Origin of the sequence: Chiayiivirga flava (assembly GCF_014202825.1) — a bacterium.
GTDB classification, from domain to species: Bacteria; Pseudomonadota; Gammaproteobacteria; order Xanthomonadales; family Xanthomonadaceae; genus Chiayiivirga; species Chiayiivirga flava.
Map to the genome: position 1 here is coordinate 606,197 of NZ_JACHHP010000002.1, position 22,235 is coordinate 628,431.

Sequence of the window (22,235 nt, forward strand, 5' to 3'; positions counted from 1 at the left end):
CAGCACATTCGAACGCGGGAGTCAGTTAATGAGTCAGATCGACAACGGCAGCCCGGCTGGCCCGAGCTGCGTCGTTTCGCGCATGCACAAGATCGCTGCATTTGCACTGATCTGCGAGTTCGCATCATTCCTCATCGTTCTGAATTCAAATCGGCATTTTCGGACGGCGCTGATCGTCTTCTTTCTGGTGTCGTTGATCAGTCTTTCGCTCTGCATTCGCGCAGCGAGATACAAACAACGTGGTCGGTTGGTCCTTCCGCTCATCTCGGCCGCCATTCCTCTGCTTCCGATTCTTCTGGTTCTCACGATTCAAGCCTTGGGGGGCATACGGTATGGACACTAAGCCGCGCGCCCGGAATGCTGCGCCGCTTCTTCTGGCGATGCAGATACTATTTCTGGCGGCAACTGCCATGACTCCTTCGACTGGAAACCTTGCGTACGACAGACGCATCCCGCTGTTGTGGGCAATGTTCAGCGCCGTGACCGTGCTGACCGGTCTGGTTGTCGCCGTGCGTTACGAAGATCCTCGAGCCATTGTTGCGCCTGTTCTGTCTCTGGCGCTGGTGGAAGCGCTGGTCGTATTTTCCCTCTTCTAGATCTCTTTCGTCGACGCGCGCTCGCCGCGTACGTCTCCCCACCTCTCGTCACAGCAACGCGATCGTCCATAGGCTCAATTGAAATCGCCACGATTCGAGCAACGTATAGCGGGATTCTGTGTCTCGACGAACGCGGTCATCGCGGTATTCACCGGGATCATTGCGCCGGCGATGCCATGGTTCTCGCGCGCGACATGGATCTGGTCGATTCACGCACTGCACATGCTTGTGGTGGTTGTAGCTCTAACCCATGCGCTGACTCTTTTTTACCAACGTCGCTCGCGTCCATGGCTTCTGGCTGCACTTGCGAATGCCTTGATCTTCGCGGCAGCAGTAGGGCGCGCTCTGTGGCTGATCGAGCACTCGCTGCGCGCTCAATGATCCCCTCAATCTACTGGCAGAAGGAACTTGCCGAATGCGTCGAATCTCAGCAACCCTGCTCGCACTGGCACCTCTTGCATCAGCTGTCGCCTACGAAGTCGATACCCACGCGCTTGTCACTTCGAAAGCGTTCGATCGATCGGTATTGGCTCAGCCTGAGCTTCGCGTCGCGCTGGGCCTTGCCCGCTTCGGTGTCGAAGCGCCTGGCGAAAGACCCTTCCAAGTCCCGCCCGGCGCCGCGTACGGTGCAAATCCAAATGCATACCTTGACTTCGCCCACCTCAATTGGTTCGGCGATTTTCCGGCGGACATGCGGCGCCCGCCAACCGAATACGACCGGCTGAACATGATTTCCGACGCCACCGGCGACTACCGTCGTGACTACCTCGAACAGTTCCGGCTCAAGGCTTGGCTGATGCGCGGTGCGATTCGGGAGGATGATCTAACACCGGACTCTTACAGCAATCATGTTCGCCCAGATGCTGACCCCCATGGGGACGTGATGCGTGTCTATCATCATTTCTATGATCCAGTGCACGACATTCCCCTTGAGCCGGAGGTTGCCTGCCCACTGCTTCCGGGGAGCACCGGAGAGTGTGTCCGCAGCCCTGACTGGGCCTTCGGTAAGAGCAACGTTACTGATGCGAATACAACGTTCAACCTGAGCCGACGAAATCACTTCACGTGGGCTGACGCCACGCACGCGCTGTGGTGCGCGCTGACACGAAACGCAGGCGCATTCGATGCCACCAACTTTGGTGCGCGTAACGCTGCGGAGCGACGACTGTGTTGGGCCACAACGATCGCGTCGCTCGGGCACGTGATGCATCTCGTCCAGGATGCCGCCCAGCCGCAACATGTCCGCAACGACAGGCACAACCCCTCTGATTACTTCTATCCGATAGGCACGACTACGGCGCGCAGAACATATGAGGTGTGGACCAACTATCGAGCCACGGGCGGCGGAGCGGGTGGTGAAATCTCGGCGGAGGCCGTGGACGAAGCAGCCGAATTCCGGTCCGCGTTCGAGAATGGATCGGCTGCCGCTACGCCGATCGCCGTTGGCGCGAACTATCCGATCCCACGTTTCTCCGAACCACAGTACTACTTCTCGACGCGGCAGGTGGAACAGGAAGTCACGCCGTCTTCGCTCAAGAAGCGGCGCGGACTCGCTGATCTTGCGAACAGGTCGTTCTATTCCGAGGGAACCTTTCTCAGCGAAAACTATTCCCTCCCACCATCGAACATGGACAGTCCCGATCTCAGTGTGAAGACGCTTGACGTCGGGACCGTCACAGGGTTCGGCACGTTGATTGAACGACACGTCACCGGCGTGCTGGTCGATCCATTGAAGGGCTCATACAACGACATCGCCCTAGCGGCCTTTGGCGGCCGTCTTCCCCTCGGAACCGTCAGCATGTGGGAGGACTTCCAGACAAACGAGACCTCACTCAAGTCCGGAGTGCTGTCTCTCGACGAGTATTCGATCCACGCCGACGTCCTGATCCCCCGCGCCATCGCCTACTCCGCCGGGCTCATCGACTACTTCTTCCGCGGCAAGCTCGAGATCACGCCGCCGCTCGACGGGCTGTTCTCCGTCATCGACCACGGCACGCCGCACACAGTGAACCCGAAGGGCTATCCGATCCGCAGCGACGACAGCAAGGTGTTCGGCTTCACCAGGCTGCGTCTGCGCGTGCGCAATGCCACCGACGTGGTCATCGAATCCGGCGCCAACCTGCCGATCCGGCGCGACGTGATGTCCACCACCGCATCGGCCGCGCCGCTGCAGGGCGATCCGACGCTCGTCGCCGTCGCGCGCTACCACCGCAACCCGTGCTACAGGCCGGACCTCTCGGGCGAACGCCGTATCGCGTTCGACGGTGCGATCACCGAACCCGCCGGTTGCGGCACGGCGGGCACGCGCACGCCGTTCCAGGAACTCTCCGTGTCCAAACCCGTGGCGTCGAACGCCGCGGCGCTGAACGGCGCCGGGCAGGACCTGGTGTTCGATTTCGGCAGCCAGCCGATTCCCGTCAACGCCACCGACCTCGCCATCCAGGTGGTCTACCGCGGCCCGCTCGGGCTCGAAAGCGATGCCATCGCCGTCGGCGCCTTCGACCTGCGCGAACCCACCTACCTCACGCACTGGAACAACAGCGACTACGCCGCCTGCAACGGCGCGTGGGCCGCACACGGGGCCACGCCGCCGGGCTGCATCGTCGAAGGCGGCGGCGCGCAACGCGCCATCGTCACCACGCGCCTGTGCATCGGCACGCAGCTGGTGTTCGAACACTTGGAGCATCCGCACGGCAGCCTCGGCACGGGCGCCTTCGTCCGCCTCGCCACCTTGCTCGACGACACGCAGAAGGCGACGCGTAGCCGCTCGATCGTGCACAACCTCAGCAATGCGGAGATCCGCAACCGCAGCATCGTCGGGCAGGTGCGGCAGTCGGCGAAGGAACAGGTGACGGCGCAGGCACCGTTCGTCTCGGACCCGCTGTGGAGCAAACGCGGCTTCGTCGGCAGCGCGCGCCCGCTGCCGTACTACCAGATCAACGGCGCGGACCTGCAGCCGCCGAGCGATGCCGGGCCGATGGATGTGGGCGCGCTGACGAACCCCATCGCGGTAGCCGCGGCGCCCGATCCCGGCACGATCCTGTTCCCCGACGTTGCGCTGTCGAGCATGGGGTGCACCGTGCAGGGCGGGAAGGCGATGTTCGCAGACGAAGTGGCGTACCAAGCCGGCGCATCGCACTGACCGATCGCGAGGCGGGCCGGGAATGTCTGTACTCAAGTCGATCGCCAGGCAGTAGCGCGGCTGCCCGGATGGTGTCGACCGCATGTCAGTAGACCGCGATGCAGGCGTGTTCTCTTTGCCAAAGGCTGCCGAAAGATGAAGAAGTACATTGCAATTCCGTTGGTCTTCTTTTTCTGCACTGGCGGTGAATCTCGCGCCGGCGCGGACCTGTCTTTTTCCTTCGTCCCGCAGCCTGCGACCGAAAGTGACATCGTGAGCTTTCGTGTTGACTTCGTCGGCTGTTTCGATTCCCCGGTCCAGGTTTTTGTCGATCATCAGCAGCGGATGATCACGGCCACGATAGAGAGCAGCGACGTGGCCTGTGATGAGACAAATCCCGACAACTACGTCAGTCCGGTAGCGGTGCAGGTCGGTTTGCTGCCTGCGGGGATTTACGACACCCAAGTGGTGGTATGCGGGATTCTTGCTCCACCGCCGGAACCGAGCTGCTCGGTGATCGAGGAGGGAATGCTGGTTGTCACCAGCAACGGGAGGCTACCCGCAACCGTTCCAACAACCTCCGGTATCGGCCAAGCCATTCTGTTGCTCCTGATGCTGTTGGCAGGGGTGGAGGTGATTCGCCGTCGATGAGAGACGAGGCGGCAGGAGCTACGCATGCCTCGTGCCGAAAGCGCCGCCGCGCCCAGCTATGCACCTGACAGCTCCGCGCCCTCAATGCCGCGCGAAACACACGTCCAGCGATTTACCCTCCAGCGCATGGCACTCGCACACGACCATGCGCGTCCACTCCGCGTAACCCTGCGCCTGCAGCGACTCCTCGCAGTACCGCTGTGCCTCGCGCACCGCCGGCGGATACGTGAGCGCGTGGTACGCATCCAGGAGCAGCAGGTACGCCGCGTACGGAGGCAGCAGACGTGCCGAGACTTGCTGCCGTGCGCTCAGCCGCGGGTCGTCCGGTGCGCGGATCAACCATGCGTGGGCGGAGCCAATAAACATCGCAAGGATCGCAACGCGCAGAGTCCATCTGCGAAGCCAAGCGAACACCCTTTCCATGGGCAGGCTCGATAAAGACAATAGTCTGTGGAACTATAGTCTACGCCGGCCGACGATCGATGGGTGGACCCGACTGCCCAACAATTCGGCGAAGTACTCAAGGAGGCTCGGCTGCGCAGCGGACTGTCGCAGCAAGAGCTGAGCTTTCAGGCATCGATCCACTGGACGTATGTCAGTCAGTTGGAGCGCGGGCTGAAGAATCCAACGTTGAGCGTGATTCTGCGGCTTGCGGCCGCACTGGATGTCACCGCCGCCCAGCTCGTGGCCGAAGTCGAACGCCGCGCGTAGTCGCCCGCGAAATTGCGGTGGAATGACGCGTCGCCGCTAGCGCGATCGGGCGCCGATCGATAGAGTCAGAAATATCGAATTGGCCGAACAGAAATCGCGGATGCGCTACTGGTGGGTTAACCAGAACCAGACGTACCGGCATGAAGTGTCCGGTGGCTACCTGTGGTCGCCCAAGCGTAAGTCCAACGATCGCACCAACCCGTTTTACGAATTCATGCGAGAAGTTGCGCCGGGCGACATCGTGTTCTCGTTTGCCGAGTCACGCATCAAAGCCATTGGCATCATCGCATCCCACGGCTACGAGGCACCGAAGCCCATCGAGTTTGGCCCACGCGGGGCGAGCTGGGGCGTGATCGGTTGGCGCGTGGATGTGGAGTTCCGCGAGTTCGCCCATGCGATCAGGCCGTCCGACTACATGGATCGCCTGGGCCCGCTGCTTCCCCACCGGTATGCGCCATTGCGGCCCGATGGCCGAGGACTTCAAAGCGTCTACCTCACTGCCCTACCAGACGATTTCGCGATGGCCCTGGCCGATCTGATTGGACAGCAGGCGCACACAGTGATTCAGGAAAGCCGAGTCGCGGACACTGGTGTGATCGTGCCTGGGCGCGGGCTGGTTGAATGGGAAGAGCAAGAACTCAACCGGGTCAAGGACGATCAGACGCTAACGGAGACGACTCGCAAAGCCGTAGTGCAGGCGCGCCGAGGGCAAGGCCTTTTTAAGCAGCGCGTGATGCAGATCGAGACGCGCTGCCGACTCACAGGCGTGGACCGCCCGGAGTTCCTGCGGGCGAGCCATTGCAAACCTTGGCGAGACGCAAACAACACGGAACGCCTTGATGGTGAAAACGGGCTACTGCTCACGCCCGACGCCGACCATCTGTTCGATCGAGGTTTTTTGACGTTCGAGGACCGAGGTGGTGTGGTGATCTCACCAGTGGCGCACAAGCCTTCGCTCGTACGCATGGGCCTTGATCCCGACACGCTGCAGAACGCGGGTGGATTCAGCCAAGGCCAGCGCGACTATCTGGCGTTTCACCGTGCAAACGTCTTCCTTAAAGCGCGGTTGTCGGATCTTTAAACATGAGCGGGCGCCGAAAGAGTTGGGACGTGGCGCAGGGGCGAGCCGAAGAGGCGCAGACACCAGCCGAAGACAACAAAGTTACGCCGATCAGCTTCCAGTGGTTCGCCACGAACCTCGCGCTACTGTCCATCGCATCGCTGGCGATCGGCTATCTCTGGCTGCTCAACTACGCGCGGGCTGAAGGCATTCCGTTGCGCGTGCATGGTGACGGAGTGGGTGCATTGGTGCCGTGGCTCGCGGGGACCGCCGCGTCGCTGTTGGCCACGCCTGCAGTGCTGCTAAGCATGACGGCAGCGACGATTCGTCTTCCGGTGCTGACGGAAGACGCGTCGCTGCACGACTACTTGCGTACCATTCGATGGAAGGGGAGCTCAGACGACGGTGCGATGCGCATGCGCATCTCGTTCTGGGCGTTCGGTGTGCCGATGCTCGTCTCAACCTGTGTGCTCTTCGTTCACATCCTCGCAGATGGGCCCGGGCAGGCGTGGGTCTGGTTCGTCGTGTGTGCAGTCGTGACGCCTTGCGCAGTGTTTCCTTTCCTGCACCGCAAGGCCTCCCTCGTAATCTCATGGTGGAACGCGGGCTGGAGCTACGGCGGTGCGTCCTTACTCTTCACGGGCTTCGGCATCGGCGCGCCAGCTGCCCTGCTGACAATCTTCGGTGTTTCGTCAGACGTTGTGATGCTGTCGGTTCTCGGCATCGGAGGCCTTTTCTGCTGGCTGACTGTCACGCTGATCGCGTTCGGAAGGCGCGAAATCCTCTACGATGGTGTCCGCGGGCTGACGCTCGGGCTACTGTCGATCGTGTTCATTGCGTCGGCAATTCCAAACTCCGCGGCCGCGCTGGCTGCGTCAAGTCTGCGTGCCATGGGTCTGGGCGGCACGACGGTAGATCTGCGCCTGCGCGCTGACGCAACGGCCCATGCAAGCGACGGACGATACTTGCTAGTGCTGGACACCGGATCGCAGTTGTACTTGCGACCCTGTGATGCGGATGCTGATAGAAAAGGTGTGCAGGTCATCGCGTGGGCCTCTGTGGACCGAATTGAGCCGCGACTCCGCCTTCCATCCGAGTCAGATTCCTGCAAATGACATGGCGATCGCCGTTCGGCAGCCGCCCCGAGAATTCGACTCTGGCCCTAGCTTCCGGAGCCCGGTTTTCCGACCCGATCGCCTGTTCCTCGCGAAGGTAACCTATGTCGTCACTCTACTCACTCGCGATTCTCGGCTCTCCTACTGATGGCCAGCTTGCTGGCCTCGAAACACACATTTCTAGTCTGCTTAAGCCGTTCAGTTTGCGCCTTCAGCATGAGGTCGCGTGGGTGGTCCCACCGAACCAATTTAAGCCAAAGCAGCAACAGGCTTCTGCGGCAGTTTACTTTGGAGGGCCAGCTGTCGATGTCGGTCAAGTTGCACGTCTCCTCGATCTGGGGATCCCCGTAATCCCGGTCGCCTCGGAAGCTCGGCGAGTGGCGGAAGAAATTCCAGATGTCCTCCGCTCTATTAACTGCCTTCTGTACTCAGAGGGAGGTATCGAACGCGTTGCGACCGCCCTACTGGAGTGCGTAGGGCTTCTGCCGAGGCAGCGGCGAATATTTGTCAGCTACCGCAGAGGCGAGGCTAGGGAAGCAGCACTCCAGCTATTCGATGCATTGTCGTCTCGGCTATTCGATGTTTTCCTGGATACCCACGGCATACCTCCGGCGGAGGACTTTCAGGCGATGCTCTGGCATCGGCTCTGCGACTGTGACGTGTTGCTAATGCTCGATACCCCTGGTTACTTTGAAAGCCGATGGACTAGCGCTGAGTTCGGCAGAGCGTTGGCTAAGGGTATAAGTGTGCTGCGCGTGGGCTGGCCAGACTCCACTCCTTCTTCTCGCACGGCAACCGCCAGTCGCGCAGAATTGCTGGAAAGCGAAATTGACGCTTCGAGCGGTCGAATCTCAGATGCGGCGATCGAGCGCATATGTGCTCAACTAGAAGCGGTCCGCAGTCAAAGTCACGCTGTCCGAACAGTTAACCTTGTTAGTAACATAAGAAACGCCGTCGAGTTAATCGGCGGACGCTTTATTGGCGTCGGCCCTTGTAACCGCGTTCACTTACAACTTCCGGGCGACCGTCAAGTGGTGGTTCATCCAGCAGTTGGCGTTCCAACGTCCACAACGCTACATGAAGCTTCAGGACTGCTATCGGATGATCCTACTGCTATTGTATTCGACCATGTCGGTTTACACCCAACTTGGTTAGACCACTTAGACTGGCTTGGCAAGCATATCAAATCGGTAAGATGCATTAAAGCGAGCGATGCGGGGTGGGAATTTGCTGACTGGGAGGCAAAAAAATGAGCGCAATTTTTCTATCTGCTAGCGTTCCTCTTGTGGCCAACGGAACGTACCACGAGACGGCAAACCCATTCCTGATCCAGTGCGCAGTTCGTGAGCTGGTTGTGGCCGTTATTCGGAAACATAAACTAGTATGGGGTGGACATCCATCCATCACTCCCATGATCTGGACTATTTGTGATGATCTTGGCGTTGATTACGCAGACTCTGTGATTCTCTACCAAAGCAAATTTTTCGAGGATGTGTTCCCCGAGGAAAACGAGCGTTTCCGGAATGTAATATTTACGGATAGTGTTGATGAGGACCGTGACGCAAGCCTAAGCTTAATGCGAAAAGAGATGCTTTCCCGCAAAGATCTGGTTGCCGCTGTCTTCATTGGAGGTATGGATGGTGTCGAGGTAGAGTGTGAAATGTTTCGCGAATTCCAACCCGACGCAATCGTTTTGCCGGTTCCGTCGCCAGGCGGTGGTGCGCTCAGTCTTGCTAAAAAACAAGGAAATTTTACTGAGGACGAAATGCTAAATATCGATTTCGCTAGAATTTTTCACGCCCAAATCACGGAAGGCTTAGATAAGTCGGCAAAGTAGCTGCCAAGTCGTGCTTCAGAACAAGGATTCAATTCTAGTCCGAGAGGCGTAAAGCTCTGAAATCTGCCTTTGAAACTGCGTTTGTCCTCCGTAGCTCGGATGCCTTACACAAACCACAGGTAGGCCAGCGGAGACCCTGCTGGCTGCAGCAGCTGCATCATTGCCAATTGCGACTATACGCAACGGGCGTAAAATTTCGATCAAGTATTTCAAGATTCTTTCGCCTGCCTGCCGCTCTCGGGCGTTATGTTGGCGATTAGTGAAGGGATCGCCGGGCTCGTGCGGGTGGAGTGGGAAAACATTCCATAGGAAAATCCGAGCGTCAATGTTGTCCAGCATGTTCCATATGACTGCGGCCGTGCGCTCCGACACCGCATTGCCTAAAGTTGGCCGATCGGGGCTTAGGTCAACTTCCCAGCGCCGACCATGATTGCGAATGTGGATATCATCGGTGAGTGCCAATCCAGTGCGGCGGCCTCCCCGATAGCCCAAGTCCCTCCCGATCCAAAGCGCATCGACGGGGTGTTTAGCCGCTTGGTCTACAAGAGAAGAAAGCACAGCTGCGCGGCGGCGAGGTGCATCCCGACGATCATGCACGGCACATCTGTCTGAGTAAGGATTAAAACAGTCCTCGAACTGCAGTGCCGATACGGCTTGGACGAACGGATGAATTTTCATGTTGTAGGATCAAATTTTGCGAATTGGATTGTGCGTTGCTCTCGATTGCCAATAATCCAGCCGCCCCGACTTTCTTTAATCTGGCGAAAAACAGCGTAGCCGTCTAGAATTGCTCTTTCCCACAGCTTAAGAGGGCAGCGATCAACTTCATAGCCTTTAACAAACTGCTCAATTGTCTTGAGAATGCCGAAAGACACCTTGTTCTGCCCCTCGAAAAAATTTAGTTCCTTCGCGCGAGAGAAGATCCACGCGGTAAGGCCCTCTTCTACTACGATGGCTCGACCACTGTCTTGTTCTTCGTCATACTTTCCGCGGCTCTTGCGTTTTTGTTTTATGAGCGCTCTCATTACGGGTGACCAATGCAGGATTGCCGCATAGGAAAAATGAAAGACATCGTGAAAGCGGTAACCGTCTTCATCCGCGATATTATCAGTTAGCGGGTCTCCAATGAATACATTGTTCCATTGAAGATAGCTTCTTCCGCTGGCTCGCTGATTCACCAAAATTCTAAACTGCCTGGGCAGCTGCTCTTCTGATCTAAAGGTACAATCAAAATCCAAGTCAGCCAAATCGCTTGGCGTGGGCTCTACAAATGCGCCTATTGCTTTCCTAGTGTTCGCTCTGGCTACGTCCGAAAACACCAGCCCGGCTGCGTTTAGTGCATCAATATAAGAACGAGCAAACAGGACCAGCTCGCTGCGGGATCTGGTTTCCAACAAATTTGCGGCCGCCTTGCCCAGCTGGATCAAGGCCGAATCCAGCGGTTCAGAGGTTTGCTTCGGCATCGATATATAGGCGACAGCTCCTCTTTCAATGTCGCTGGCTGCGCTATACGAGCTATATTTTTCGTACGAGGCAGCTTCAGCGAATACTTCGTCAAACGGAACATTCAGGCGTCTGCAGACTGCAGCAAAGTACCACAGAGTATCACCGAATTCTTCTTCGGCCGCCCGCCTAAAGCCAGGATATGCTGATTTCTCTCTCACATTTTTCTTGGCTGTGGTCATGATCCCGCCTACTTCGCCGTAGAGCCCTTGCAAGACGGGATTTAGATCGTTCGAGTCTAGGATGTCGGTCGCTACAATTCTTTCGGCATAGTCAGAGAGTAGGAGTGAGCCTGTAGTCTTCATTTTCCCCTCAGCGTTAACCATTCGTACGGCGCGCCTTTATAGCCCCGTTCTCCAATGCTATCAATCCACTGCTGAAATTTCGTGATTAAGGCGGGGTCGTCGAAAGTGACCTCACCTATGCCAGCCTTGTATATAGATCTACCTTTTTTGTCCTTCAAGTCTTCAGGGAGGGCGGGGCCCTCTCCGCCAAAATACAGAAAATGGTCACTAATAAGAACTCTATCCACTCCTGTATCTCGTGCGACGTGCTGTTCGTTCATTAGGCCATCGGGACGCGAATGAAATGAGTCTCTCTGCCGCCAATCTTTGTCTGGCCCTTCTCTGAAATAGATGTTATCTCCACAGCTCTGCTTTCGGCTGCCGTTGCGGAATGGCTTCTTCGATTCGAAGCGAGGATCCGTTGAGTATTGATCAAAGGTAATGGCGTCAGTGACCCGCATGGCATATACGAGGTGTCCACCGCGCCTGATCTTCCTCTCGTTGCTTCCGCTTCCAATTACCCAGTCGCCGACTTTCGCGTTCTTTCTGATTGTTGGCTTACATGTTGCGAGAGTGCACAGTCCGTAGAAAGGATTGGGTGCAAAGCCACTATCGTACCGAACCACGTAAGAATAGATCCGTGTCATCAGCAAGGGTGCCTTTTTAGCGGGACGGAATCGCAAGGCCCGCCGTCAGGCTTTTCCCATATGTCCTTGCCATCTATTGCTGAAATTATAGAGTCTCCGTTCCAGCCTACGAGGGCGTCCGCGTGCTCTTTGAGCGCCTGTGGGATGTCACATTCCTTCTCTCCGTGTTCCCAGACGCCGATGATTCTCTTGCCTTGTTTCGCGGCGTACTCAATTTCCCAATTTACCCAGTCGCTCTCTTTTGTATGCGGCGATACGTAACATATAAACGTTCCGGCCCAATTGATGGCTGGTGCGAGAATTTTTGTTTTTATGTAAGCCTCGTCGGTGGCCTTGTTGAACTTTCCGACGTGTATTGATGAGTCGCGTAGTTCCAGGCCTTTTGGGCCCAGCAAGTCCTTTAGCTTCTTAAGGCCGTGGTCGTCTTCATGAATGTGACTTATAAATACGTTGCGCTTATCTGACATGCGGCTTCGCCCTCATGGTCGCTTTAGGTCGCATCAGGAAAAGATCACCCTGGCTAGGGAGTTCACTTTCTGGTGGCTGGTCGCGGACGTGTAGTTCGCGTACGTGACTGAACGATGCTGCCACGAGTGAAGCAAACCTCTCACGAGCTTCGCAGGCGGTTCTCACGGTGCCGAGGGACGCGATGCTCGCAAGGCGGAATGGCATGAAAAACGCCCCGCACTAGCGGGGCGTTGGACCCAGCATTTCTCTCGATAAGCGTCAGAGCACCGGAATCAGCAGCAACGCCACGATGTTGATGATCTTGATCAACGGATTGATCGCCGGGCCCGCGGTGTCCTTGTACGGGTCGCCCACGGTGTCGCCGGTGACGGCGGCCTTGTGGGCTTCGGAGCCCTTGCCGCCATGGTGGCCTTCCTCGATGTATTTCTTGGCGTTGTCCCAGGCGCCGCCGCCGGTGCACATGCTGATGGCCACGAAGAAGCCGGTGACGATGGTGCCCATGCAGAAGAACGGTTCCAGAGTGACTTTGCTTCCGGAAAACTCGCGGTACGGTTCGACGCGCGTGCGCCACAACACCCTATCCACCCTTGTTCTTCTCGTCCCACGCCATCGGCTGCCACAGCTCCACCTTGTTGCCTTCCGGATCCATGATCCACGCGAACTTGCCGTTCTCGTGCGCATCCGGTCCGCCGACGATCTCGATCCCGTCCGCGCGCAGTTGGGCGAGCAACGCATCGAGGTCGTCGACGCGGTAGTTGATCATGAAGACGGAGTCGCTCGGGCGGAACCACTGGCTGTCCTTGTCGGCGACGGTCCACACCGTGAGGCCCTTGTCGTCGGCGGTGTCGTCCGACCAGCGCAGCACGGCGCCGCCCCACGGTTCGAGCGGTATGCCCAGATGCGTCCTGTACCAGTCCGCGAGGGCGGCGCTGTCGTTGCGGCTCTTGAAGAACACGCCGCCGATGCCGGTCACTTTTGCCACGGGGCCTCTCCGTCCGGGTGGCCCGCCGACGCTGCGGGATCGCGCGTCGGCCGAGTCGCCAGCGTGCGCGCGCGAATGCGATGGCGGCAAGCGTGGAAGGCCACCAGGCCCGCGCCGAACACCATCGCGCTGATCCAGTACGGCAGCGGTCGTGCCGCACCGACGAGGGACCAGGCCAGTGGCCCGCCCGTCAGCAGTCCGAGACAGATCGCGCCGACAGGGGGGAGCGGCGCGCCACCGCGTGCCATCCGCACCAGTTCCACCACTACCGCCACCACCGCGAACGGGACGAGCAGCAAGACGGCCATCGCGATCGCGATGCCGGGATCCATGTTGGGCCAGTGGCCGCGCGCAAGATTCTCGGCGCGTCGCGCATCGGCCCACAGCATCACCGGCAGGATGCCGGACGCCCACACCGCGCAGGCGTAGCCCAGCGCGGCGGTCATGATCGACACTGCATGCCGGCGGGCGCGACCTGTCATGGACATGGCCGGGCGGGAATGCATCCAGGGCGGCATGCATCGGTCTGCCGGCATGTTGGCGTGCGCAAGACCCGTTCGAGCACATGTTCGACGGTCATGGTGCAACGTCCAGCTTCTCGGAGAGATCAGGCCGCGCCACGAACACATGGGCCTTGCCCTGCTTGTGTTGCCGCATCAGCTTCGCTTTCACCAGCCCCAGCAGGTCGGCTCGCGCAGTCTGGTAGACGATGTCATGCGCTTGCCGATGCATCGCGATGGTGAAGGTTTTCTCCGGGTGTTTCAGCGCGTTGAGCAGCAGTGCGCGCTGGCGGTGGTTGAGCTGTCGTGCGAGTTTGCTGCCGGGTTTCAGCAGGGTTTCCGCGTCGCGTTGCGCGCGTTGTTTGCGCGCGATGTAGGCGCGCACGCCTTCGATGGCTTTGAGCAGTACGTCGAGCTGATGGTCGACGAAGTAGGTGGTGTCGCCCTCGTCGGATTCGGTGTGCAGGTAGGCGCGCACGTACTGCGACGGCGCTTTTCTGAGGATGCTGGAGATGGAGAAGTATTCCGTCATCCAGAAGCCTGCGCGCAGCATCGACCAGTAGAACAGCGCTCTCGCGGTGCGGCCGTTTCCATCGACGAAGGGGTGGTCGTAGCCGATCATGAAGTGGATCAGGATGGCGCGGATCACCGGGTGAACGAAGTGTTCGCCGTCGTCGCCCTGGTTGGCGAAGTCGCACAGCGCCTGCAGGCGCGCAGGCAATTCCGCGGCCGGCGGTGGAACGTGCAATACGGTGCCGGTGGCGTGGTCGAGCACGGCGATGTCTTCGTGCTCGGTGCGGAAACGGCCGGCGTCGTCTGCGTTGTCGAGCGTGCCGTCGGTCAGCAGGCGGTGAATCTCGAAAATGGTGGTTGGCGTCAACGGTTGATCGCGCCAACGCATGAGCTCGCGCATCGCGGCATAGTTGTTGGCGATCATGCGTTCGCCGTGATCGCGCGGCGGACGGCCGGAGCGCAGCATGTCCTTGGCGATGGGGGTGGTGGTGGACGCGCCCTCCAGTTGCGAGGAGGTCATCGCTTCTTCCATCAGCGAGCGGATCAGGTAGCGCTCGCGCACGGTGCCGGAGGACATCGCGTCCGTGCCCTGCAGCGCGCCCGCGGCATCACGCGCCACGAGGAAGAGGCGGCGCTGGATGCTGTCGCTCAGGGCAATGCTGAAGGGGATGCCTGTCTTGTCGTGGAGCGGAAGTTCCTTCTTCAGCGCGTTTCGGGCGAGTTTGATGCCGAGCCACCACTCCTCGATGTGCAGACCGTCAGGCGGCGTGAGATGCCGCAGGTGATCCCAGTGCTCGTAGCGACGCTTCACCTCGGCACCGAGACGCAGCCCGACAATGTGCCCGATCCTGCCGTGGTGCTGCTGGACGAGGTGGCCGAGGCGCAGGGCGGGAACGGGGAGCTTCATGCGGTCCTGTCAATTTTCTACTAAAACCTACATGAATTGGTAGAAAATTGGTAGTTGTGTTCCAGCTGTTTGATTTTGCAAAGAAAAGGCCCCGACGCGTCGGGGCCTTTTTTGATGCGTCCGGACCTTCAGGCGGGCGTCAGAGCACCGGAATCAACAGCAACGCCACGATGTTGATGATCTTGATCAACGGATTGATCGCCGGGCCCGCGGTGTCCTTGTACGGGTCGCCCACGGTGTCGCCGGTGACGGCGGCCTTGTGTGCGTCGGAGCCCTTGCCGCCGTGGTGGCCTTCCTCGATGTATTTCTTGGCGTTGTCCCAGGCGCCGCCGCCGGTGCACATGCTGATCGCCACGAACAGGCCGGTGACGATGGTGCCCATCAGCAGGCCGCCCAGCGCATCCGGGCCGAGGATGAGGCCCACGAGGATCGGGATGATCAGCGGCAGCAGCGAGGGGACGATCATTTCCTTGATCGCCGAGCGCGTGAGCAGGTCGACGGCCTTGTCGTACTGCGGCTTGCCGGTGCCTTCCATGATGCCGCGGATCTCGCGGAACTGGCGGCGCACTTCCTCCACCACCGCACCGGCGGCGCGGCCGACGGCCTGCATCGCGAAGGCGCCGAAGAGGTAGGGGATCATGCCGCCGATGAGCAGGCCGATCACCACGTTCGGGTTGTCGATCGAGAAGTTCACGATGGTTTCGGTGCCCATGAACTTCTCGTTGAGCTTGTGCGAGTAGTCCGCGAACAGCACCAGCGCCGCGAGGCCGGCCGAACCGATGGCGTAGCCCTTGGTCACCGCCTTGGTGGTGTTGCCGACGGCGTCGAGGGCGTCCGTGGTCTTGCGGATTTCCGGGTCCATGCCGCTCATTTCGGCGATGCCGCCGGCGTTGTCGGTGATGGGGCCGTAGGCGTCCAGCGCGACGATCATGCCGGCCATCGAGAGCATCGAGACGGCCGCGATCGCAACACCGTAGAGGCCGGCGAGTTCGTAGCAGCCCCAGATGGCGGCGGCCACGGCCAGCACGGGCGCGGCGGTGGATTTCATCGAGACGGCGAGGCCGGCGATGACGTTGGTGCCGTGGCCGGTGACCGAGGCCGCGGCCACCTGGCGCACCGCGCCGTATTCTGTGGCGGTGTAGAGCTCGGTGATGTAGACCATCGCGGCGGTGAGGCCCAGGCCGATGATGGCGCACCAGAACAGCGGCATGCCGATGTCCTGCGCGAACATGTCGCGGATGACGAAGAAGAAGGCGATGGCCGCGAGCACGCCGGAGACGGCGAGGCCGCGGTAGAGCGCGTTCATGATCTTGCCGCCGTCGCGCGCCTTCACGAAGAAGGTGCCGACGATGGACGCGACGATGGACGTGGCGCCCATCACCAGCGGCAGCAGCACGCCGTTCCAGCCATACGTCGCGTAGGCGATGCCGGCGATCAGCATCGCGGCGATGACGGTGACGGCGTAGGTTTCGAACAGGTCCGCGGCCATGCCGGCGCAGTCGCCCACGTTGTCGCCCACGTTGTCCGCGATGACGGCGGGGTTGCGCGGGTCGTCTTCGGGAATGCCGGCTTCGACTTTGCCGACGAGGTCGGCGCCGACGTCCGCACCCTTGGTGAAGATGCCGCCGCCGAGGCGCGCGAAGATCGAGATCAGCGAGCTGCCGAAGGCGAGGCCGATCATCGGGGTGAGCGCGGCTTTCAGCGCGTCTTCGCCGGTCTGGCCCTTGAGCACGAACATGAAGTAGCCGGCGACGCCGATCAGGCCGAGGCCGACGACGAGCATGCCGGTGATCGCACCGCCCTTGAAGCTGACGTTGAGCGCCGGGTTGAGGCCGAGCGTGGCCGCTTGCGCCGTACGCACGTTGGCGCGGACCGAGACGAACATGCCGATGAAGCCGGCCACGCCCGACAGCACCGCGCCGATGAGGAAGCCGATGGCCGTGCCCCAGCCGAGCGCCGGCACGAAGCCGATGACGAGGAACAGGATCACGCCGACGATGGCGATGGTCATGTATTGCCGACGCAGATATGCCCCCGCGCCTTCCTGCACCGCCGCGGCAATCTGCTGCATCCGTTCATTGCCGGCCGGCTGCGCCAGGATCCAGCGTGTGGAGACGATTCCGTAAACGATGGCCAATCCCGCGCAGGCAAGCGCCAGCCACAAGCCGTACTGCTCAAGCATGTGAAATCCCCGAAGATGTGGTGAGTCCGGAACGGACGTTCGCAACGAGGCCGCGTTTCCGGTGGCCCGAGTATGGCAAAGCGGGCTGTCCGTGCCATGTTGCAGCGCAATGCGCGAGGTGGGACGCAGCCGGTTGCGAGTGGAGGGCAGGCTGGACCGCCGCCCTCACGAAACCCATACGCCCGCGAAGGGTGACTTTCCCGAAAGCCGCCCCCATCATGTTGATCTCCAAGGAGTCCCGCAGATGCCCGCAACGTTTCTCGATTTCCTGGCCACCGGTCTCACCGGCGCCGGCTGGGGCACGATCGTGCTGTATTTCCTCGCCGTCACGCAGCTGACCATCTTCGCCGTGACGCTGTACCTGCACCGCAGCCAGGCGCACCGCGCGGTGGATTTCCACCCTGCCGTGGCGCACGTGTTCCGCTTCTGGACCTGGCTCACCACGTCGATGATCACGAAGGAGTGGGCCGCGATCCATCGCAAGCACCACGCCAAGTGCGAGACCGAAGAAGACCCGCACAGCCCGCAGTTCAAGGGCATCCGCACCGTGATGTGGCGCGGCGTGGAGCTGTACCGCGAGGCGCGCGCCGACCGCGAATCGATCGAGAAATACGGCAAGGGCTGCCCGGACGACTGGATCGAACGCAGGCTCTACACCCCGCACGCGACGCTGGGTCCGGTGCTGCTGCTGTTCGTCAGTTTTGCGCTGTTCGGCTTTGCCGGCGTCGCGGTGTGGGCGCTGCAGATGCTGTGGATCCCGTTCTGGGCGGCGGGCGTCATCAACGGCCTCGGCCACTGGTGGGGCTACCGCAACTTCGAAACGCACGACACCGCCACCAACCTCACCCCGTGGGGCGTGTGGGTGGGCGGCGAGGAGCTGCACAACAACCACCACGCGTTTCCGAGCTCGGCCAAGTTCGCGCTGCGGAAGTTCGAGTTCGACATCGGCTGGGCCGCGATCCGCATGCTGTCGGCGCTGAAGCTTGCGAAGGTGCTGCGCGTGGCGCCGTCGCTCGACGTGCGCCCGAACATCTCCATGCCCGATGCCGAAACGCTGAAGGCGCTGCTCTCGCACCGCTTTCAGGCCATGACCGACTACTACCGCCACGTGATGCTGCCGACGCTGCGCGAGGAAGCGGCGCACGCCGGCGACAGCCTGCGCAATGTGCCGCGCCGGCTGCGCAAGGCGCTGGCCGACGGCGGCCGCTGGCTCGACCACGATGCCCGTGCCGATCTCCAGGGCCTGGTGCAGCACCGTCCGCGCCTGGCCACGCTGGTGGAGTTCCGCGCGCGCCTGTCGGTCGTGCTGGAAGAGCGCTCGCACGACGCCAGCGCCACGCTGCACCGCATCCAGGACTGGTGCCACGAGGCGGAAGCCAGCGGCATCAAGGCGCTGCAGGAGTTCGCCGCCCGCCTGCGCGGTTACGCGCTGGTGCCGGCACGCATCGGCTGAGCGGCGTGATGCAGCGCGCCGTTGCGCGCCACGCGGCGCGCAACACGTTCGCGGCGGTTGCCCTGCTGGGCGCCGCCGTGTTCGTGTCCGGCGCCGTCGCCGCGCAGAACCCGCGCGACACCCGCGCCGCCATCGTGCCGAACCCACGCGATACCGGTGCCGCCAACGCGCAGAACCCACGCGACACCGGCGAATACCTGCGCCTGTTCGACACCGACGGCGACGGCCGCGTCTCGCTCGTCGAATACCAGGAGTATCTGAGCCGCGGCTTCATGCGCATGGACCGCAACGGCGACGGCGCGATCACCGCCGACGAACTGCCCCCCGGCACCCGCGCCCGCAAGCTGCCGACACTCGACGGCCGCCGCCGCGAACTCTCCGCCGCGTTCGACCGCCAGGACCTGGACAACAGCGGCTACCTCGACGCACGCGAGATGGCGGCGCCGCCGCAGTAGGTGTCCTCGTTCGATGGCGGCGATGCTGCAGTCGGATTCTTCGCATCATGCCCGTCGCCCCGGCGAACGCCGGGGCCCAGCGGCGTTTTCCTGTTGTTGCGATGACGCAAGCAAAACCGAGCAACGCCACTGGGCCCCGGCGTTCGCCGGGGCGACGGGGTGTGGAGGGTTTCAGGTGTGCCCGGGACCCTCCGCTGCACGCATTGAATCGCGTGTTGCTTCAACGCTGGGTGCACATCGAAGCTCGACGCGACTCGCTCCCGCATCATGCCCGTCGCCCCGGCGAACGCCGGGGCGACGGTGAGGACGATTTTCAGGTGTCCCCGGGAACCTGCGATGCAACCGGTGAATCGCACACTGCTGTAACGTGGACTGCACATCGAAGCCCGTCGCGATTCGCTCCCGCACCTCTCCCATGCCCGTCGCCCCGGCGGAAGCCGGGGCCCAGTGGCGTTTCCTGCTGTTGTCACGGGACGCAAGGACAACAGAGCAACCACTGATCCCCGGCTTTCGCCGCGGCGACGTCCGACGTGCCCTGCGCCGCGTGGCATCGGCGGATGCGGCCGGTCGCGCGTGTCCGACGTGCCTGTGCGCCGCCGCTCAGAACTGGAAGTACACGAACGGCACCTGCGCATCGATCTGCGCGAACACCTGCAGGAACCACAACGCCGCGACGGCGGCGATCACCGCCACCGGCAGGCGCGCGCGTTGCGTGAGCCAGTCCTGCAGGCGGCGCTTGCGGTCGATCAGGCAGAACAGCAACGTGCCCAGCGGGATCAGCCACACGCCCCAGTGCATCGCGGCGAACGAAAGATCGGGCACCGTCCACAGTGCGGCGAAGGTGAGCGCCGTGGCGTCGAGCGTCGGTGCGCGGAAGGGCACCCAGCCGAGCGTGACGATGACGAAGGTGAGGGCCACCCACATCGGCACCAGCACCGGCAGGTCGACGATGCGCGCGACGCCGCTGCGTTCGATCGCCTGTCGCCACAGACGATGACCGATCAGCAGGACGCCGTGGTACAGGCCCCAGATCGCGAAGTTCCAGCTCGCGCCGTGCCACAGGCCGCCCAGGCCCATGACGATGAGCAGGTTCACGTAGGTCCGCGGCACGCTGACGCGGTTGCCGCCGAGCGAGATGTAGAGGTAGTCGCGCAGCCAGAAGCTCAGCGAGATGTGCCAGCGGCGCCAGAAATCGGTGATGTTGGCCGAGAGATAGGGGCGTTCGAAGTTGGGCGGGAAGCGGTAGCCGAGCAGGCGCGCGCAGCCACGCGCGATGTCGGTGTAGCCGGAGAAGTCGAAGTAGATCTGCATCGAGAACGCGAGCACGCCGATCCATGCCGGCACTGCCGCGCCTTCGTACTGGCCGCCGGAGAACCACGCGTCCGCGATCGGCGCGAAGTAATTGGCGAAGGCGACCTTCTTGATCAGGCCCTTGAGGATTTCGCGCATGCCCCAGCGCGAGTCCTCGCTCGTCAGCGGCGGGCGCTGCGCGAGCTGCGGGAAAAAGTCGGTGGGCCGGATGATGGGGCCGGCCACGAGGTGCGGGAAGAAGGCGATGAAGAGCGAGAAGTCGACCGGATCGCGCACCGCCTTGAGCTGGCGACGGTACACGTCGACGGCGTAGGCGATGCCTTCGAAGGTGAAGAAGCTGATGCCCACCGGCAGGATGATGTTGAGCGCCATGCCGGCCGGATCGACACCGAACACCGACGCGAACGAGTCGATGAAGAAGTTGAAGTATTTGAAGAACGCCAGCACGCCGAGGTTGAACACCACCGCGTAGGTGACCATGCGTTTGCGCGCGGCTCCGTCGCGTGCATCGATCAGGCGCCCGAACAGGTAGTTCACCGCAGTGGAGCCCGCCAGCAGCAGGCAGAACCGCACGTCCCAGAACCCGTAGAACACATAGCTCAGCAGCACCAGCGCGATTTTCGCGGGACGCTGCCGCAGCGTCGCCAGCAGCAGCATCGTCGCGGCGAAAAACAGCCAGAACTGCAGCGTGTCGAACATCATCGCGGCGCTTCCTGCGCCAGCAACGCTCGCACCTGTTCGCCGACGATTGCGCCGGTGCGCTCGCGCCCGGCGCGATTGGCGTGCAGCTCGTCGAAGAAGAATTCCGGGGCTTCGAGCGCGGCGAGCAGGTTCGCTGACAGCACGACGACGTGCGGCGCCGCATCGAGCGCGCGCAGCGCGGGCGACAGCGGGCGCTCGTCGCCGAGCGCGGCGCGATACGGCCCGCGCGGCAGCGGATAGGTGACGAGCAGCGCGCCGCGGCGCTGCGCGAGGTCCGCGATGGCGCCCAGCCAGCGTCCGAGGAAGCGATCGTTGGCCTGTTCGATCGCCCGCGGCGCCGGGCCGATGTTGCGCAGGAAGTCGTCGACGTGCTCGCGTTGTTCCGGCGTCGCCGTGCCCCAGTCGACGACACTGCGCCCGTCGTCGGCAAGACGCAGTGCCGGCATCGTCTCGTCGCGCCCGGGATAGTTGCGCACCGCGGCCAGAAAGCCCGGACGACCGACGAAGACCCGGCGCAAGCGCTCGCGCGGATGCCGCAGCAGATCGCGCGTATCCTGGCGCAGCGCCAGCGCGGGAAACAGCACGGCATGGCGCGCGCGCTCGCGCATCTGCGCCGATTCGAACGTGGCCGGGTACGACCAGGCATCGCCCAGACCCAGCAACGCGGCCGCGTGCGGCGGGTCCAGGCGCCAGTCCGCGCGCGATGCGGTAAGCGTGTCGCGGTACAGGGTGCCGAGCACGATCGCATCGAAGCGGAAGCCGCGCCGGTCGATCTCGCGCAGCAGGTAGTACCACAGTCGCGGCGTGCTGCCGGGCACGGCGATGTTGATGAAGTTGATCGACGCATCGTCGCCGGCCGCGGCCTGCGACGAGAAGCCTTCGCCGACGCGCGAGTCGCCGAGCACCAGGACATTGCGCAGATCCGCGCGGTACTGCCGCTCCACGACGAGCAGCTTGGTGACGACGACGCCGGTGTTGGACTCGGGTTCGGCAATGCGCAGGTAGGCGCCGCTGCGATACACCAGCGCTTCGAGCGCGAACCACGCCAGTGCGATCGCCAGAGCCAGGAGCACGGGCGCCCGCAGGCGGGCGGCGATGGCGGCGGGGCGATCGAACATCGGTCGCGGGGTCGTGAACGGCCGCGCAGTATGAAGGCGCGGCGGCGCTGCAACAAATCCGGCACGTGGTCAGCGACGCAGCGGTCGCGGTGCGCCCGGCACGGGCATCGTGCGGGGCA

General features: G+C 62.0%; 22 protein-coding genes and 1 pseudogene. 11 read left to right on the forward strand and 12 right to left on the reverse strand.

The window, feature by feature from the left end; all coding sequences use genetic code 11:
* Window positions 1–28 precede the first annotated feature (28 nt).
* The 4 genes from HNQ52_RS07100 (at window position 29) to HNQ52_RS07115 (ending at window position 4,368) form a co-directional block, all read left to right on the forward strand.
* A complete protein-coding gene (locus HNQ52_RS07100; protein ID WP_183960408.1) occupies window positions 29–343 on the forward strand; it encodes a hypothetical protein in 315 nt (104 codons plus the stop codon).
* Complete coding sequence (locus HNQ52_RS07105; protein ID WP_183960409.1) at window positions 333–596, forward strand: hypothetical protein; 264 nt, start codon at window positions 333–335, stop codon at window positions 594–596. The genes HNQ52_RS07100 and HNQ52_RS07105 overlap by 11 nt, the downstream gene beginning before the upstream one ends.
* A gap of 415 nt (window positions 597–1,011) precedes the next feature.
* A complete protein-coding gene (locus HNQ52_RS07110; protein WP_183960410.1) occupies window positions 1,012–3,738 on the forward strand; it encodes a hypothetical protein in 2,727 nt (908 codons plus the stop codon).
* 135 nt (window positions 3,739–3,873) lie between these two features.
* Window positions 3,874–4,368 (forward strand): hypothetical protein, encoded by a 495-nt coding sequence (locus HNQ52_RS07115; RefSeq protein ID WP_183960411.1) that lies wholly within the window; start codon window positions 3,874–3,876, stop codon window positions 4,366–4,368.
* Between the two features lie 81 nt (window positions 4,369–4,449).
* Here the strand turns inward: HNQ52_RS07115 and HNQ52_RS07120 are convergent, their stop codons facing one another.
* The gene (locus tag HNQ52_RS07120) at window positions 4,450–4,734 is read right to left on the reverse strand and encodes a hypothetical protein (RefSeq protein WP_183960412.1); all 285 of its coding nucleotides are present in this window, start codon (window positions 4,732–4,734) and stop codon (window positions 4,450–4,452) included.
* Between the two features lie 120 nt (window positions 4,735–4,854).
* On the opposite strand from HNQ52_RS07120, the gene HNQ52_RS07125 reads away from it, so the two are divergent.
* The 5 genes from HNQ52_RS07125 (at window position 4,855) to HNQ52_RS07145 (ending at window position 9,091) form a co-directional block, all read left to right on the forward strand.
* On the forward strand, window positions 4,855–5,079 hold the full coding sequence (locus HNQ52_RS07125) for a helix-turn-helix domain-containing protein (protein WP_183960413.1): 225 nt from the start codon (window positions 4,855–4,857) through the stop codon (window positions 5,077–5,079).
* Between the two features lie 79 nt (window positions 5,080–5,158).
* Window positions 5,159–6,160, forward strand: coding sequence for an HNH endonuclease (locus HNQ52_RS07130; protein WP_221281968.1), 1,002 nt, complete (start codon window positions 5,159–5,161; stop codon window positions 6,158–6,160).
* A gap of 2 nt (window positions 6,161–6,162) precedes the next feature.
* Entirely contained in the window at window positions 6,163–7,254 is a 1,092-nt protein-coding gene (locus HNQ52_RS07135) for a hypothetical protein (protein ID WP_183960414.1), read from the forward strand.
* Between the two features lie 104 nt (window positions 7,255–7,358).
* A complete protein-coding gene (locus tag HNQ52_RS07140) occupies window positions 7,359–8,507 on the forward strand; it encodes a Thoeris type III anti-phage system protein ThcB4 (protein ID WP_183960415.1) in 1,149 nt (382 codons plus the stop codon).
* Window positions 8,504–9,091, forward strand: coding sequence for a Thoeris type III anti-phage system protein ThcA (locus HNQ52_RS07145; RefSeq protein WP_183960416.1), 588 nt, complete (start codon window positions 8,504–8,506; stop codon window positions 9,089–9,091). Before HNQ52_RS07140 ends, HNQ52_RS07145 begins: the two co-directional genes overlap by 4 nt.
* Window positions 9,092–9,106: 15 nt before the next feature.
* Here HNQ52_RS07145 and HNQ52_RS17420 read toward each other — a convergent pair whose 3' ends face one another.
* The 9 genes and pseudogenes from HNQ52_RS17420 to HNQ52_RS07190 all read right to left on the reverse strand — a co-directional run bounded on the left by HNQ52_RS17420 (window position 9,107) and on the right by HNQ52_RS07190 (window position 17,077).
* Window positions 9,107–9,769, reverse strand: a complete 663-nt coding sequence (locus tag HNQ52_RS17420; RefSeq protein WP_183960417.1) for a uracil-DNA glycosylase — start codon at window positions 9,767–9,769, stop codon at window positions 9,107–9,109.
* Entirely contained in the window at window positions 9,766–10,776 is a 1,011-nt protein-coding gene (locus HNQ52_RS07155; RefSeq protein WP_246387646.1) for a pyrophosphatase, read from the reverse strand. The genes HNQ52_RS17420 and HNQ52_RS07155 overlap by 4 nt, the downstream gene beginning before the upstream one ends.
* 119 nt (window positions 10,777–10,895) lie before the next feature.
* Window positions 10,896–11,525 carry an Nmad2 family putative nucleotide modification protein gene (locus tag HNQ52_RS07160; protein WP_183960418.1) on the reverse strand — a complete coding sequence of 210 codons (630 nt, stop codon included), beginning with the start codon at window positions 11,523–11,525 and terminating at the stop codon, window positions 10,896–10,898.
* On the reverse strand, window positions 11,525–11,992 hold the full coding sequence (locus HNQ52_RS07165; protein ID WP_183960419.1) for a TIR domain-containing protein: 468 nt from the start codon (window positions 11,990–11,992) through the stop codon (window positions 11,525–11,527). The genes HNQ52_RS07160 and HNQ52_RS07165 overlap by 1 nt, the downstream gene beginning before the upstream one ends.
* A gap of 259 nt (window positions 11,993–12,251) precedes the next feature.
* Window positions 12,252–12,494: pseudogene (locus tag HNQ52_RS07170) on the reverse strand (sodium/proton-translocating pyrophosphatase); the annotation flags it as partial.
* 76 nt (window positions 12,495–12,570) lie between these two features.
* Complete coding sequence (locus HNQ52_RS07175; protein ID WP_183960420.1) at window positions 12,571–12,975, reverse strand: VOC family protein; 405 nt, start codon at window positions 12,973–12,975, stop codon at window positions 12,571–12,573.
* Window positions 12,963–13,421 carry a hypothetical protein gene (locus HNQ52_RS07180; protein ID WP_183960421.1) on the reverse strand — a complete coding sequence of 153 codons (459 nt, stop codon included), beginning with the start codon at window positions 13,419–13,421 and terminating at the stop codon, window positions 12,963–12,965. Before HNQ52_RS07180 ends, HNQ52_RS07175 begins: the two co-directional genes overlap by 13 nt.
* 130 nt (window positions 13,422–13,551) lie before the next feature.
* Window positions 13,552–14,895, reverse strand: a complete 1,344-nt coding sequence (locus tag HNQ52_RS07185; protein ID WP_183960422.1) for a Fic family protein — start codon at window positions 14,893–14,895, stop codon at window positions 13,552–13,554.
* A gap of 139 nt (window positions 14,896–15,034) precedes the next feature.
* Window positions 15,035–17,077 carry a sodium-translocating pyrophosphatase gene (locus HNQ52_RS07190; RefSeq protein ID WP_183960423.1) on the reverse strand — a complete coding sequence of 681 codons (2,043 nt, stop codon included), beginning with the start codon at window positions 17,075–17,077 and terminating at the stop codon, window positions 15,035–15,037.
* Between the two features lie 244 nt (window positions 17,078–17,321).
* Here HNQ52_RS07190 and HNQ52_RS07195 point away from each other — a divergent pair, with 244 nt between their 5' ends.
* Together HNQ52_RS07195 and HNQ52_RS07200 are read left to right on the forward strand one after the other, a co-directional pair.
* Window positions 17,322–18,530 carry a DesA family fatty acid desaturase gene (locus HNQ52_RS07195; RefSeq protein WP_183960424.1) on the forward strand — a complete coding sequence of 403 codons (1,209 nt, stop codon included), beginning with the start codon at window positions 17,322–17,324 and terminating at the stop codon, window positions 18,528–18,530.
* An 8-nt stretch (window positions 18,531–18,538) separates the two neighbouring features.
* Window positions 18,539–18,985 carry an EF-hand domain-containing protein gene (locus tag HNQ52_RS07200; RefSeq protein WP_183960425.1) on the forward strand — a complete coding sequence of 149 codons (447 nt, stop codon included), beginning with the start codon at window positions 18,539–18,541 and terminating at the stop codon, window positions 18,983–18,985.
* Window positions 18,986–19,585: 600 nt separating this feature from the next.
* Here HNQ52_RS07200 and HNQ52_RS07205 read toward each other — a convergent pair.
* Together HNQ52_RS07205 and HNQ52_RS07210 are read right to left on the reverse strand one after the other, a co-directional pair.
* Complete coding sequence (locus HNQ52_RS07205; protein ID WP_183960426.1) at window positions 19,586–20,998, reverse strand: MBOAT family O-acyltransferase; 1,413 nt, start codon at window positions 20,996–20,998, stop codon at window positions 19,586–19,588.
* A complete protein-coding gene (locus HNQ52_RS07210) occupies window positions 20,995–22,116 on the reverse strand; it encodes a hypothetical protein (protein WP_183960427.1) in 1,122 nt (373 codons plus the stop codon). Before HNQ52_RS07210 ends, HNQ52_RS07205 begins: the two co-directional genes overlap by 4 nt.
* Between the last annotated feature and the right edge of the window lie 119 nt (window positions 22,117–22,235).

Coding starts and splice junctions, on each gene's coding strand:
- HNQ52_RS07165 (WP_183960419.1), bottom strand. CDS start 11,992: ATGTCAGATAAGCGCAACGTATTTATAAGTCACATTCATGAAGACGAC.
- HNQ52_RS07190 (WP_183960423.1), bottom strand. CDS start 17,077: ATGCTTGAGCAGTACGGCTTGTGGCTGGCGCTTGCCTGCGCGGGATTG.
- HNQ52_RS07135 (WP_183960414.1), top strand. CDS start 6,163: ATGAGCGGGCGCCGAAAGAGTTGGGACGTGGCGCAGGGGCGAGCCGAA.
- HNQ52_RS07160 (WP_183960418.1), bottom strand. CDS start 11,525: ATGACACGGATCTATTCTTACGTGGTTCGGTACGATAGTGGCTTTGCA.
- HNQ52_RS07110 (WP_183960410.1), top strand. CDS start 1,012: ATGCGTCGAATCTCAGCAACCCTGCTCGCACTGGCACCTCTTGCATCA.
- HNQ52_RS07200 (WP_183960425.1), top strand. CDS start 18,539: ATGCAGCGCGCCGTTGCGCGCCACGCGGCGCGCAACACGTTCGCGGCG.
- HNQ52_RS07185 (WP_183960422.1), bottom strand. CDS start 14,895: ATGAAGCTCCCCGTTCCCGCCCTGCGCCTCGGCCACCTCGTCCAGCAG.
- HNQ52_RS07145 (WP_183960416.1), top strand. CDS start 8,504: ATGAGCGCAATTTTTCTATCTGCTAGCGTTCCTCTTGTGGCCAACGGA.
- HNQ52_RS07120 (WP_183960412.1), bottom strand. CDS start 4,734: ATGTTTATTGGCTCCGCCCACGCATGGTTGATCCGCGCACCGGACGAC.
- HNQ52_RS07100 (WP_183960408.1), top strand. CDS start 29: ATGAGTCAGATCGACAACGGCAGCCCGGCTGGCCCGAGCTGCGTCGTT.
- HNQ52_RS17420 (WP_183960417.1), bottom strand. CDS start 9,769: ATGAAAATTCATCCGTTCGTCCAAGCCGTATCGGCACTGCAGTTCGAG.
- HNQ52_RS07105 (WP_183960409.1), top strand. CDS start 333: ATGGACACTAAGCCGCGCGCCCGGAATGCTGCGCCGCTTCTTCTGGCG.
- HNQ52_RS07195 (WP_183960424.1), top strand. CDS start 17,322: ATGCCCGCAACGTTTCTCGATTTCCTGGCCACCGGTCTCACCGGCGCC.
- HNQ52_RS07180 (WP_183960421.1), bottom strand. CDS start 13,421: ATGACCGCCGCGCTGGGCTACGCCTGCGCGGTGTGGGCGTCCGGCATC.
- HNQ52_RS07115 (WP_183960411.1), top strand. CDS start 3,874: ATGAAGAAGTACATTGCAATTCCGTTGGTCTTCTTTTTCTGCACTGGC.
- HNQ52_RS07140 (WP_183960415.1), top strand. CDS start 7,359: ATGTCGTCACTCTACTCACTCGCGATTCTCGGCTCTCCTACTGATGGC.
- HNQ52_RS07205 (WP_183960426.1), bottom strand. CDS start 20,998: ATGATGTTCGACACGCTGCAGTTCTGGCTGTTTTTCGCCGCGACGATG.
- HNQ52_RS07155 (WP_246387646.1), bottom strand. CDS start 10,776: ATGACCACAGCCAAGAAAAATGTGAGAGAGAAATCAGCATATCCTGGC.
- HNQ52_RS07210 (WP_183960427.1), bottom strand. CDS start 22,116: ATGTTCGATCGCCCCGCCGCCATCGCCGCCCGCCTGCGGGCGCCCGTG.